The organism is Sphingobacterium sp. 1.A.4 (assembly GCF_002734245.1).
GTDB classification, from domain to species: domain Bacteria; phylum Bacteroidota; class Bacteroidia; order Sphingobacteriales; family Sphingobacteriaceae; genus Sphingobacterium; species Sphingobacterium tenebrionis.
This window is the reverse complement of the sequence record NZ_PEAZ01000038.1, coordinates 1-14,205: the sequence shown is the minus strand read 5'-3', so window position 1 is coordinate 14,205 and position 14,205 is coordinate 1. Positions and strand designations below refer to the sequence as shown.

Annotated in this window: 8 protein-coding genes; 4 read left to right on the top strand and 4 right to left on the bottom strand. The window is 40.8% G+C overall.

The features are described 5' to 3' along the window. The first annotated feature begins 14 nt into the window (after nt 1–14). Nucleotides 15–3,413: a DUF1080 domain-containing protein gene (locus tag CRJ00_RS04335; protein WP_099365660.1), complete on the top strand. Its 3,399-nt coding sequence runs from the start codon at nt 15–17 to the stop codon at nt 3,411–3,413. A 106-nt stretch (nt 3,414–3,519) separates the two neighbouring features. Further along, nucleotides 3,520–5,853 (top strand): S9 family peptidase, encoded by a 2,334-nt coding sequence (locus CRJ00_RS04330; RefSeq protein ID WP_099365659.1) that lies wholly within the window; start codon nt 3,520–3,522, stop codon nt 5,851–5,853. Nucleotides 5,854–6,073: 220 nt separating this feature from the next. Here CRJ00_RS04330 and smc read toward each other — a convergent pair whose 3' ends face one another. From smc to CRJ00_RS04310, 4 genes are all read right to left on the bottom strand, one after another. After that, the gene (gene smc / locus CRJ00_RS04325) at nt 6,074–9,619 is read right to left on the bottom strand and encodes a chromosome segregation protein SMC (protein ID WP_099365658.1); all 3,546 of its coding nucleotides are present in this window, start codon (nt 9,617–9,619) and stop codon (nt 6,074–6,076) included. Between the two features lie 45 nt (nt 9,620–9,664). After that, nucleotides 9,665–10,153: a DUF6882 domain-containing protein gene (locus CRJ00_RS04320; RefSeq protein WP_144038100.1), complete on the bottom strand. Its 489-nt coding sequence runs from the start codon at nt 10,151–10,153 to the stop codon at nt 9,665–9,667. A gap of 66 nt (nt 10,154–10,219) precedes the next feature. Beyond that, nucleotides 10,220–10,930, bottom strand: a complete 711-nt coding sequence (locus tag CRJ00_RS04315; protein WP_099365656.1) for a DUF4397 domain-containing protein — start codon at nt 10,928–10,930, stop codon at nt 10,220–10,222. Nucleotides 10,931–11,018: 88 nt separating this feature from the next. Further along, entirely contained in the window at nt 11,019–11,588 is a 570-nt protein-coding gene (locus CRJ00_RS04310; RefSeq protein WP_099365655.1) for a suppressor of fused domain protein, read from the bottom strand. 148 nt (nt 11,589–11,736) lie between these two features. On the opposite strand from CRJ00_RS04310, the gene htpG reads away from it, so the two are divergent. Together htpG and CRJ00_RS04300 are read left to right on the top strand one after the other, a co-directional pair. Continuing rightward, nucleotides 11,737–13,626 (top strand): molecular chaperone HtpG, encoded by a 1,890-nt coding sequence (gene htpG / locus CRJ00_RS04305; RefSeq protein ID WP_099365654.1) that lies wholly within the window; start codon nt 11,737–11,739, stop codon nt 13,624–13,626. A 351-nt stretch (nt 13,627–13,977) separates the two neighbouring features. Then, nucleotides 13,978–14,205, top strand: a 228-nt coding sequence (locus CRJ00_RS04300) for an ISAon1 family transposase N-terminal region protein (protein WP_441347596.1), incomplete at its 3' end; no start/stop codon positions are given.

Genomic DNA, 14,205 nt, shown 5'->3' with positions numbered 1-14,205 from the left:
ACCTAAAAGAAATCATGAAAAAAGTATTTAACACGATAACCGCTTTATTATTTATACAGGTTGCGGCTTATGCCCAACAACCTGCAAACCGTACCTCGGCAACCAAAATTGCAGATGTATTGGCGCAACAGCCCGCCGAAGAAATCGGTAAGTTTACCCAAGCCATGAAGGAGTTGGAAGGATTTACAGCTGATGATGTAACCAACTTATTGATGGGCTTGAAACCACAAGGTGGAAACAATGCACCTGTGGAATATGCAACCAATTCTTACGCTTTTTATGTGATGCAACCAGGCTTTGATAGCCAACGCGCAACTTATGTGCAAGGTTTGCTTGCTGCATTGGATAAATTGAAAGATGCCAATAACAAAGGTTATGTATTAGAATTATTGAAAAACTGTGCGAAGAATGAGGCTATCGAAAAAGTAGTGCCCTATCTTTCAGATGAATACCTAGCAGAAAAAGCTGCTCGAGTAATGAATGGCATCCGTACCGCTGAATCTGCAGCAGCATTGAACAATGCTTTGGCCAATGCACCTTCCGAAAAGATTGCTACTGCTATTGTAACGGCTTTAGGCGACTTGGAATCCAAAGAAGCAGAAGCTAAGATCATTGAATTATTAGGGAAATATCCTTCTGATAATTTCCAATTCGCTGGATTGACTGCGTTGAGCCATATTGCTGGAACAAATTCAGCGGCCATTTTCCTTCAAAAAGCAAAAGAGAAGAATTATGCATTTGATCGTTCAAATGCTGCAGCACTAGCAATCCAATATGCAGACAAATTGGTAGCAAAAGATGAAAATGCTGCTGCTACTAAGTTCGCAAATACCCTTTATCAAGAGGCTGCAGCGGCTAAATCGGCGACGATTCAAGCTGGAGCTTTGGGTATTCTGACAGAAATTTCTCCTAATAAACAAAAGAAGAACCTCATCAAATTAGCGGCTTCTGATGATAAGTTGCTGAGAAATGTGGCTTTAGGCCTATTAGCTGATGAAGCATCGGCTGGTGATCTGAAAAAATTAGCAGCTTCTCTTAGAGGATTAGATGCCGATAACCAGGAAGCCGTTCTGAACTTTTTAGCTACAAAAGATGCTGCTTCTACCATCTCGACCATTGAGAAAAATTATAACAGCCTTAAAGATGAGGAAGCTAAAATTGCCGCATTAAATGCATTGGCCGTACTTTCCAAAGGAACCAATACCGCATTTTTGATTTCCAAGTTATCAGCTGCATCGGATGCAGAGTCTAAAGCTATCAAAACATTGATTCTTTCAGCTAAAGATGCAGGCACCATCGATGTGGTAAACCAAGCTTTGCCTACAGCTGATACGAAAACTCAATTAGCGCTTTTGGATGTCCTTGCGCAAAGAAGCAATGCCAATGCGGCGACTGCTGTACTTGGCTTGACAAAATCCAATGATGCTAATGTGCGATTGGCGGCTTATAAAGCACTACCGAATGTGGTGAACCCAGATAATTTTGAAGCATTGATCAATCTATTGGATTCAGAAAATGCAGAGGAAGTAAAGGCTGCTCAACGTGCTGCTATTATCGCTTTAAACGCAAGTGCGGATAAGGATGCAAAAATCCAGAAATTAGCTGCTAATATTTCTCGTTCTGCCGCTCCTTCAGCAGGTAAATATTTCCCAATATTTGCTGGTGTGGGTGGTGCAGAAGCGCTTAAGGCAGTACAGAATTACAACAATAGCAATGGACCATTGAAAGCGGAATCCATTCAGGCCTTGGCCAACTGGTCAAATCCAGAATCTTTGGAAACTTTGATCAAGTTGTCGAGAACTGAAAAAGATGCGAAATTGTTCAATAGCATTTTTACGGGCTTGATCAAACAGATCAATGCCAGTAAGATCACTCCAGAACAGAAAACCTTGTTCCTAAAAGATGCCTTTGAAATAGCACAAACTACTGCCCAGAAAAAATCGGCATTGAGCAACCTGCAATCGACCGGAACTTACCAAGCCATGATGTTTGCTGCTCCTTATATGGACGACAAGGATCTAGGAGAGACGGCATCCAACGTAGCTATGAACGTGGCTATGGATAATAAATCGTTCGTAGGTAAGGAAGTACGCGGTATTTTGGAGAAGGCTGCCGGTAAATTGACCGGAAGTGAAAGCTCCTACCTGAAGGAAGCCGTAGTACGCCATTTGGCGGAAATGCCTCAAGGAGAAGGATTTGTTTCCATGTTCAATGGTAAAGACCTAACAGGTTGGAAAGGACTTGTTGGAAACCCGATCTCCAGAGCTAAATTATCCAAGGCAGAATTAGCAACCAAACAAGCAGAAGCGGATAAGAAGATGCGCGAAAGCTGGTCGGCTATCGATGGAGACCTTGTTTTCTCTGGACATGGCGATAATATTGCTTCAGTTAAGCAATATGGCGATTTTGAAATGTTGGTGGATTGGAAATTGGATCCAAATGGAAAAGAACCAGATGCTGGGGTTTATTTAAGAGGAACGCCGCAGGTTCAGATCTGGGATATTTCGCGTACCAATGTTGGAGCGCAAGTTGGTTCCGGTGGCCTATATAACAACAATAAAGGCGGTAAAAACCCTTTAATTGTGGCTGATAACGCATTGGGTGAATGGAATAATTTCAAAATCCGTATGGTTGGGGAAAATGTTTCCGTTTGGTTGAATGGTCAATTGGTAGTGGACAATGTTCCTTTGGAAAACTACTGGGACAGAAATCAATCGATTTTCCCAACCGAACAGATCGAACTTCAGGCACATGGTTCCCGCGTATGGTATCGTGATATCTACATCAAAGAATTAGCGCGTAAAGAAGTCTATACCTTGAACGATCAAGAAAAGAACGAAGGTTTCGAAATGTTGTTCGATGGAACTAATCTAGATAAATGGACCGCTACTCCGGCTTACGAAATTACACCGGAAGGTTATATCCGTTCAAACCCTACTGCAAAATTCGGTAAGAATCTATATACCAAAGAGCAATATGGTGACTTCGTTTATCGTTTCGAATTCAAATTGACGCCTGGAGCCAATAATGGTGTGGGTATTCGTACGCCTTTGGATGGTGATGCTGCCTATGCAGGAATGGAAATCCAGATCTTGGACGATGGGGCAGAGGTGTATAAAAACCTTCAGCCTTACCAATACCATGGATCGGTTTATGGTATCATCGCTGCAAAACGAGGGTCCCTAAATCCAGTTGGTGAATGGAATACTGAAGAAATCCGTGTTCAAGGAAATAAGATCAAAGTGACGGTGAATGGAAAAGTTATTGTGGATGGTGATTTGTCTGCTGCCAGCAAAAATGGTACGGCTGATAAGAAGAATCATCCTGGATTGTCCAATAAAGCCGGTCATATCGGTTTCTTGGGCCATGGTACCGAAGTGTTCCTTCGTAATATCCGTGTGAAAAAATTGTAGTTACCCATTTGTAACTTTAATATAAAGGGTTGTTCAAATTGATTGAACAACCCTTTGTTTTTCTGAATTATCTCGTATAATTGCCTTACAACCCAAGATTCATCGTATGCGTAAGATTAACCTTTATTTATTCCTGTTTTTTATTGTTCCTATTTCCCAAGTTTATGCGCAATTGGCGCCTCTAACGGTCGAGAAGATCATGCGTGATCCGAAATGGATGGGTACAGCACCCAGTAATTATCGTTGGTCTGCTGATAGTAGATACCTCTATTTCGATTGGAACCCCAATAATAAAAACGAATCGGAAGTATTCCGTTGGGATGTGAAAAAACAGCAATATGAACCCAGTACAGACAGTATTGCAGATCGCGATATCGCTCCAAATTATGTTTTCAACCAAGATGCCAGCTTAAAGGCCTATGAAAGGAATGGCGACTTATATCTTGTAAAACCCAAATCGAAAAGCGAGATTCAATTGACAGAAACCTTGGAAAGGGAATCTTTATTGGGGTTTCTTGCCAATAATGATCTCGTATTTGTAAGAAATGAGAACCTCTATGCGTTAAACCTGTCCACTATGCAGCTCAAGCAACTGAGCAATTTCGTAAAAGGCCAAGTGCCAGGAAAGGGAAGCGGATTAAGCGAGCAGGATAACTGGTTAAAGAAGGATCAAGAGGAATTATTTGATGTATTCAAGGATAAGCCTAAAGAAAATAATAGAAAGCCTACAAAGACCTTAAAACCTCAATATATTGGCGATGGAATTTTAGCTGGTTGGAGTATTAATCCGAATGGGAAACAGATCAACTATCGATTGGTCTATCCGGCAAAAGGAAATCGAAATACCATTGTTCCTGATTTCATCACCCGCTCGGGTTATGTAGAGGATCTGAATATGAGGACTAAAGTGGGAAATGCCTTGACCCAATATCGATCTTTCCTCTACCAATTGGATCGGGATACCGTGTTGGAGATTAAATCAGCAGGCATTTCCGGCATCCAGGATCTTCCAGCTTATCTTTCGGATTACCCAGAACGCTTGGCAAAACTACAGGAATCAAACAAAGATAGGGCTGTGAATTGGGGGGTCACTTCTTGGTCGCCTGATGAAAAATATGGAGTTATAACCGCCAAATCGCAGGATAATAAGGATTTCTGGATCTTACAGGTGGATCCATCAAATGGGAAGTTAACGGTATTGGATAGGCAACATGATGATGCGTGGATTTCTGGTCCAGGAATAGGGCGGGATGTACGCTGGATAAATGGTCATACTTTTTATTTCCAGAGTGAAGCGAGTGGGTATTCCCATTTGTATACTTATGATCTATTGAACAATGAAAAGAAACAGTTGACTTCTGGGAATTGGGAAGTTCAATCGGTGCAATTATCAAAGGATAAGAAGTCTTTTTATCTTTCTGGTAATAAGGAACATCCTGGGATAACACATTTTTATAGGTTGAATGTGGTTGGAGGGGAATTGACGCAGATCACCCAAATGAAAGGAGGGAATGAAGTAACATTATCTCCAGATGAGAAATGGTTAGCGATCAATTATTCCAGCATGAACAAGCCTTGGGAATTGTATATGCAGCCCAACAACCCGAAGGTTGCCGCCAAGCAAGTGACCAAGTCGACAAGTGCTGAATTTGATAGTTATGCCTGGAGGGAGCCGGATATGGTTAAATTCAAAAATAGACATGGAGATGATGTGTATGCGAGGGTATACCCAACTAAAAACCCACATCCGAATAAGCCAGCTGTTGTTTTTGTGCATGGTGCGGGATATCTTCAGAATGTCCATTATTGGTGGAGCCAATATTTCCGCGAATATATGTTCAATAATATGTTAGCGGATCATGGTTATACGGTAATAGATATTGATTATACCGCAAGTTCTGGCTATGGCAGAAATCATCGTACGGGAATTTATCGACATATGGGAGGTAAGGATTTAACGGATCAAGTGGATGGAGTGAATTATTTGGTGGAAAACTATGGGGTAAATCCGGCTAATGTGGGTATTTATGGCGGTTCTTATGGTGGATTTATTACGCTGATGGCTTTGTTTACGGAGGCTGATAAATTCAAATCTGGCGCAGCTCTTCGTTCTGTGACCGATTGGGCGCATTATAACCATGGGTATACGGCAAATATTTTGAATACGCCGGTGGAGGATCCTATTGCATTCAAACGGAGCTCTCCGATTTATTTTGCGGAGGGGTTAAAGGGAAATTTATTGATGTTGCACGGGATGGTGGATGTGAATGTGCAGTTCCAGGATATTGTGAGATTGAACCAGAGGTTGATTGAGTTGGGCAAGGATAATTGGGATTTGGCGGTTTATCCCGTGGAAGACCATGGTTTTGTGACGGCAAGTAGCTGGACGGATGAGTATAAGAGGATCTTTAAGTTGTTCGAAAGAACATTGAAGGATTGATGTTTTTTTTAGTGGGGAGGTTAGTTTTTTGTCATGGTGAGCGAAGTCTTTGTCATCCTGAGCGAAGTCTTTGTCATCCTGAGCGAAGTCGAAGGATCTGTACGGTTGTATCCGAACAGATGGTTCGACTACGCTCACCATGACATGCTTGAAGATTGCTTCGTCGTGCCTCCTCGCAATGACGGGGATTCCGCAATGACGGTAGATTCCGCAATGACGTTTAAGCCACGTCCCTTAGATCCACAGCAACAACTCTTGAAACCCCTTGTTCCACCATCGTCACCCCATAAATAATATCCGTACTTGCAATAGTTCGTTTATTATGCGATACCACAATAAATTGCGATTGGTTCGAAAATTCCCTGATAATGTTATTGAACTTATCAATATTCGTATCATCCAATGGTGCATCCACCTCATCAAAAATACAGAAAGGGGCAGGTTTCAATAGGTACAAGGAAAACAACAAGGCTGTCGAAGTCAAGGTTTTTTCCCCACCAGACAATTGGTTGATCGACAATGGTCGTTTACCCTTAGGCCTAGCGATAATATCAATATCCGATTCCAATGGATTATTCGGATCGCTCAATACAATATTACAGGAATCCTCCTCATTAAATAAAGACCGGAACACGTGAATAAAATTCTCACGAACCGTATTAAAAGCATACATGAACTTATCATTTGCCGTCTGATCGATTTCCATGATCGTGCTCATTAAGGAAGCTTTCGCCTCCAAAAGATCAGTTTTTTCCTTCTGAATAAAATCATGCCTTTGGCTCATTTCATCATAAGCCTCTTTGGCCATTGGATTGATTGCACCATAATCATCCAACTGCTTCTTCAATTTCTGACAGCTGTTTTCCAATTCCGGCCAGCTCGGTCTATTTTCAGGGATTTCTCCCTCTAAAAGATCCTGGAGATTAATATTGAATTCTACCGACAACCTTTCTTTCAATGAATTCAGATCAATCTGTAAACTCGTCTTCTTATCTTTCAATTCCGAAATCAGGGTATCACAGATATCCTTTGATTTCCGTAAAGAACTGATTTCCTCTTCTACATCGTTGATCGTCTTCCGTGAGGCATAAAAATCCTCCTCCACTTCCTGCAATCCCTTTTCCAAGGATTCTTTCTGCTCATACATGGTCAAAAGATCGGAATCATCATGGTCTACAAATTTCAGCGCTTCTTTCATTTCCACCTTCACCTGTTCATATTCCAAACTGTTTTTCTCGATCCGCTTTTCAAAATCCTGCTGCTGCGCATCGCGGTATTCCAAATCCTTGTTCAAGGTGGAAACCTTGCTCTGCTGTTGATGGAATTTGATATTGATCTGATTGAATACCGTGGATTTATCGGTCAAGATCTCTGAAATATCCCTATAAGATTCCTGAAGACGCATTAATTCCTCCTGATCATTCTCCGATTGGATTTTAAGGTGCATCAATTCCGGTTCCGCCTTTTCCAGATCGATCGAAAGTTGTTGAATTTTGGTCTCAATATCCAATTTCCGGTTCTGACTGTTGTTAATAAAGGTCAGGTATTGTTCCTGTTTGGTTTTAACCGTGATCAATTCATTGTTCAAGCGATTCAATTGCATGCGCTGTTCATCAATGAATTCCTTTTGCGAACTTCCTTTAAAGGAGATCAGTTTATCGTTTAATTCTTTTTCGGTTTTTTGAAGTCCCTCTATCCGTTGGTTGAGGGTCTTGATTTCCTTGGCAAGATTTTCCAAATTCTTTGCCCGACCAATCCTTTTCCCTTCGAACAATCCTACAGAACCACCACTTAGGCCTAACCTGGTTTTGCTGTATTTTCCTTCTCGTTGTAGGATAATACGTTGATCCTGTGGTAAACTGCTCTCCAGGTTGATCTCCGATTCAGATTTCAGCAAGAAAACATGTTGCAGCAACAAATTGCAAAGTGGCCTATATTTTTCCTCCACCGATATGATTTCCATTGCTGATATCAACCGATCATCGGACGGATAAGCAGGTTGATCATTCGCCAATTCGTTTATAGCATCTAAAATAAAGAAATTGGCTCTTCCACGAGAAGCTTCCGACAATAAACGGATGGCCTGCACCGCATCTTCCTTAGATTCTACCACATAATGGTTCATGATAGGTTCCAAATAATTTTCAATGGCTACGCGATAATCCTCCTTACAGAATAGAATATCTGAAAATAGGGGATGTTTCTGTTTCCAACCCGCATGTTTTCTTAAGAAACGGATGGATTCCGGGAATCCTTCCAGGTTATCAACCAACGATTTGGTCAGGTTATATTCGTTCTGCTTTGCATCCGCAATTCTGATTTCCTTATGTAGGTCATCCGTACAGGACTTGATTTGCTCTTCTGTCTCTTTGATTTTTCCTTGTAGTTCCTGTTCGGTCTGCATGGACACATCAAATTGCTCCTGTTGAAGGCTCACCCTTTCTTCAAGTTCTGCAACCACCATATTGAACTGGTTAAGTTCCTGCTCCTTGGATTGGGTATCGGTACTGGTCCTTAAGGATTCCTGCTCCAACGCATCTCGTTGTATACCAAGAACGGCAATATCCTTTTCCAGTTTATAGATCTGGTTCTGCAATTGGGTACTCGCTAGATTAAAAGCATCCAATTTTCCTTTAGCAGCTTGTTGCTGCCCTCTTAAGGCATCCACTTCCTGTTTGTTCGAGTCCAATTCCAAACTCATGCTCTCCAGTTTTCCCTGCTCCTCAAACATCTCTTCGTTCAAGCGTTTGATGTTATAGAGCACATGGTTCAGTTGTTGCTTATCGTTGTTCAGATCATTGTTCAACCGAGCATCCTTTTCCTGGAGATGCTGCATCTGCGCATTCTTGATCTTTTTTTCCGATTCGTAGGAACGGATTTTATTTACGTATTCATTGGTGATCTTCTGTTGGGTAGCCAGGTTCTTCTCTTTGGAAAGGATATCCTTTTTTAAGACCTGTAAACTACTTTCCTGCTGCGTGATCTTGGTTTGGAGTTTGAGCAGTTCATCCTGTTGATTGCCCTCTTGTTCCGTGATCCGCTCCAAGTCCTGATGAAACCCTTCCAGCTTATAATAGGCCAATCCGATGCTCGCCTCCTTATATTCTTCTTTTAAACTGAAGTACTTGGCTGCTTTTTTGGCCTGGTTCTCTAAGCTTTTTAAGTTCTTATTGATTTCGTACACCAAATCTTCCACGCGGGAAAGATCGGCTTCCGTTTCTTTCAGTTTGGATAAGGTCTGTTTTTTCCGAACCTTATATTTTGAAATTCCTGAGGCCTCTTCGAAAAGATTTCTTCTTGAATTTTCCTTATTGGCAATGATTTCATCGATCATCTTCAACTCGATGATCGAGTAGGTGTCTGCCCCGATACCGGTATCCAAGAACAGATCGGTAATATCTTTTAGCCTACATTTTACGTCATTCAATCGGTATTCACTTTCCCCTGTACGGAAAAGCTTTCGTGTAATGGTTACCGTTGTAAATTCGGTAGGCAATATATTCTTGGTATTATCAAAGGTCAAGGATACTTCAGCAAGATTTGCCGGTTTACGGTTCTTGGTACCATTAAAAATGATATTCTCCATTTTCTCCGAGCGTAGGGTCTTGGTACTCTGCTCGCCCAAAACCCAACGGATGGCATCCACGACATTGGATTTGCCACAACCATTTGGGCCGACAATAGCGGTAACCCCTTCATTGAAATTGATGGATACTTTATCTCCGAAGCTTTTGAATCCCTTGATCTCTAACTTTGTTAACTGCATGCGCGCTTCATTTCTTTAAAACAAATGTTTGCGAAAATAAGGAATTTATTGAATTTTTTGGAGTAGGATAAACTTATCAACGTCTTCAAAAGGTAATTTGAAAATACCATTTGCACCACGGAGATACGCAGATACTGCCCCAACCGCCCAAGCGTGCTTTTCGGTGGCTTGCCAATTTCTTGTGGTCAATGCCTCGAAGCCATAAAATTCACCATAATTAAAGATCACCTCCAAGTCTTCCTGCATTGGTTGGTTAGCTTCCCAAGCCCAAGTCCAGGTATTATCGCTACGGTTCCAAGTCCCAATCAGGAAATATTGGAAGGAAAGGGAAGGACTTCCATCTGCATGGAAAAACTGTATGCTGTTTTGGGATTCATCCAGCACATAATCGCTATAATCTTCCAAACCAAAATTCAATAGCAATTCTTCCTGTTTATCGGTAACAAACTCATGGGCTTTTCCGTGCAGGACCTGAAAGGCATCGTTGAAAGCTATGTTTTTAGCAGCTTGGTTTTCACCTGAAATGTTTTCCATGGTATAAAAATAAGAAAAGCCCATATAAAATGGGCTAATCTAATTATGGATGTATTGTAAAGCTGCCTATTCTTGGTCGCTCAAGCTGATTTCAAGTGGAAATTTCTCGTTTCCTTTGATACCGTTGATGCGGATATTATGGTAAGAACCAGATTTTAGGTTCACATTTTCTTTTTGTGCCAAAAGGTTTCCGGCTTCATCAGTTGCTTTGATCGTAAATGTTCCAGAGTTTACAGCGCGAAATACCTCAGTAGTTTCGATCGTTGCTGCACTTTCCTGAACTTTATTCATGAAAGCTGGAATCTCTTGATCACCAATCGTGATATTGATCTTTTCTGCTCCTGTTGCCAAATGGAATACACGAACACCTGATTTTGTTCCCAAATCCTTTACAGCGATGTTTTTCGCACGTACGAATTTAGGTTTCTCCACCTGTCCATAAACAAAACAACTGTAAGAAAGGGTGTCAATGAAGGTCAAATTGGTATCAATCATTACTTCGTTGGCATTGCTACCTTCTTTTGTAAGTTTGGAACGGTCAATAACTTTGATGTTCTTATTGCCTGGGATGGCTAAAAATCCTTCGTTTGATTTATATTTCCCAGATTGGATTTGAATCTGGTTGTTGTTTACCAAGTAAAGTACACCACTTTCAGTAGGGTATAAGTTGGTTAAGGTGACTACCGATGTAGAAGGTATATCTGAATCGTCTTTCAAACAACTTGTTAGACTGAATACTCCTGCTACAAAAACGAATAAAATGCTAAATTTTTTCATGTTCAATTATCTCTTTTCTTTAAAATTCAGAACGTTCTATCCTAAATACGTTAACGCCTTCAAAATTGCTACACAGGAAAAGAAAAAATTAAAAAGATTTTCGGAGTGGATTGGTTTTATGAGGGTCTATCAAGGCCAAAAATTGCGGTAATCCCAGTTTTGCAATGCTTAAAACTTCCTCTTCATAGATAGGCAAAAGCTGCATAATATGAACACCAGTGGACTTTTTGCCATCAAAGACTGGCTTTGGAAGTCCATCAAGATCTGGCGTGACCAGCACGAATGAATTTAATTTGGATTCTTGGCTAATTTTTTGTCCAAACCGGATAATTTCCCCTGGGTTGAAGGGGCAATCGCCACGCAATTGATTCGCTAGATAACCTACAACATGTGCCCAAGCCATATCTTCGCTATCCATCTGCAGCATCAACTCCACCTTTTCTTTCTGATCGGGAGTAACCGCAAAAGAAGCACCATAAGAAAATGTGCACAGGGGCTCCGAAGTATCTTGGTTGAATACCAGGGTATAAACAAAAGGTAAGCCTTTTTTGACTGATTTTTCCCGAAACACGGCCGATTTCTTGCCCATAACGCTTTCCATACTATCGCGATAATGTTCCAATGGAGATTTTAAAAAACCAGGTTTGCTGAAGGCCATAAGATGTTTTTGCAATGATTATTCCGCTAAAGTAGCCTTTTTATGTAAAAATTGCAGTTGATGCTGTCAAATTGACTTAAAATTAACAATGGAATACTCCTTGATAATATACTGGACAAACTATAGAAAAATATTATAAATTAAGGATATGCAAGAAGAGAAAGGTACAATTTCCATTCATACCGAGAATATCTTCCCGGTTATTAAAAAGTTCTTATACTCAGACAATGAGATTTTCCTACGCGAATTGGTTTCCAATGCCGTAGATGCCTCTCAAAAAATCAAAAGATTAGCTTCTTTAGGCCAATATGCTGGCGAAGTAGGTGATTTAACCGTCGATGTTAAATTGGACGAAAACGCAAAAACCATTACCATCTCTGATCACGGTATCGGAATGACGGCCGAAGAAATCAAAAAATACATCAATCAGATCGCTTTTTCCGGTGCTACGGAATTCATGGAGAAATTCAAAGAAGCCAATGATGCCAATGAAATTATCGGTCGTTTTGGATTGGGATTCTATTCGGCGTTCATGGTGGCGGATCTGGTTGAAATTGATACCTTATCCTATCAGGAAGGTGCAGAACCTGCACATTGGACCTGTGATGGTTCTACCTCTTATGAGATCTCCAAAGGCACGCGTACCACACGCGGAACCGATGTGATCCTTCATATCAATGAAGAATCTGCAGAATTCCTGAATAAAGCTAGAATCCAGGAGATCTTAAACAAATACGCGAAATTCCTTCCAGTTCCGATTCGCTTTGGTACCAAAACGAGCATCGAAGAAGATGGAGTAGATGCCGATGGTAAACCAGTCTATAAAAGCGTAGAAGTTGATAATATCATTAACAACACAAACCCTGCCTGGACAAAATCGCCATCCGAATTGACCGATAAGGATTATTTGGATTTTTATCATGAACTGTATCCACATTCGATGGACGAACCGTTGTTCTGGATCCATTTGAATGTAGACTATCCGTTCAACCTGACAGGTATCCTGTATTTCCCGAAAGTAAAGAACGAGATGGAGATCCAACGCAACAAAATCAAGTTGTATTCCCGTCAGGTATTTATTACGGATGAAGTGAAGGATATCGTTCCTGAATTCTTAATGTTATTGCAAGGGGTTATTGATTCACCGGATATTCCATTGAACGTTTCCCGTTCCTTCCTTCAGGCGGATAGCAATGTGAAGAAGATCAACAATTACATCACGAAGAAGGTAGCCGATAAGCTTCAGGAAATCTTCAAAGCAGACCGTAAAGGGTTTGAAGAGAAATGGGGAGATATTGGTCTGTTCATCAAATACGGTATGTTGACCGATGAGAAATTTGCTGAAAAAGCGAATGATTTCTGTCTGTTGAAAGACGTGGATAATCAATACTTTACCATTAAGGAATATTACGAGAAGGTCAAAGATATCCAGGTGGATAAAGATGGCAATATTGTATACCTCTATGCGACTGATAAATCACAACAGGACAGCTTTATTGCAGGTGCAAAAGCTAAAGGGTATGATGTGTTGGAATTAGATGGTCCTTTGGATACCCATTTCACGGGTTATTTGGAACAAAAAGGAGGTGAGAAGGTACAATTGAAACGCATTGACTCGGATGTGATCGAGAAATTGATTCCAAAAGATGAGCAGATCAGTCTGAACCTTTCCGAAGAGGAGAGCAAGAAGGCTTCTGAGATCTTTGAAAAGGCGATTTCAAGAGCAGACATGAAGGTGGAAATCGATGCTTTACCTGAAGGGGATTTCCCAGTTTCGGTAACCATGGATGAATTCATGCGCAGAATGAAGGATATGGCGAAAACAGGTGGTGGCATGGGCTTTTATGGAAGTATTCCGGATAATTATAAGGTTACGGTTAATGGAAACCATCCATTGGTGAAACGGATCTTAGAATCTTCGGAAGAAGAAGGTTCCCAATTGGCGAAACAAGCTTTTGATTTGGCATTATTATCCAGAGGATTGCTGACTGGACCAGAATTGACAGCATTTGTTAAACGTAGTGTGGATTTGATTTAATTCAACTATAAAATATGACAAACAGAAAACCCCAATCTCCATTGGGGTTTTCTGTTTTTAGGTAAACCAATGAAATTAGGATTATTCAATCAGTTTTAACACCTTTAAATTAAGCTTCTTATCTTAACTTTAATTATCCATTTTCTTGGGGTGGTTTCCGTGTTGTGCCTTCAAAATATGTTTGTTTTTGGGTCATAATCGGGCTTTAAGCAGGTTTAAAGTAAGGTTAAAGTAGGGGGTTAGTATATAAAACATACATTTTACATACTTTAGGGTTACTTTGGATCAAGCTGAATCCTTGGGGGGAATACTAAAAATTTCTTAGTTTAGCATCTTTAAAACAGTTATCCCTTGCAAGAAGCCGAACGTAAATTACTATCCTTGTTGATGCCCGAAGGGCTTTTGGAATACTTTCAGATCATAGAAGTCGATCAGGTCGACAATCAGCTCCATATTTATTTAGATGAACTTAATATTGCTCCGACAGGCTATGAGAACAACAGGTTGGAGTCAAAGGGCTTCATGCCTTCCACCGAGATCTCGGACTTTCCCATTCGAGGCCAGAAAGTTACGCTACAT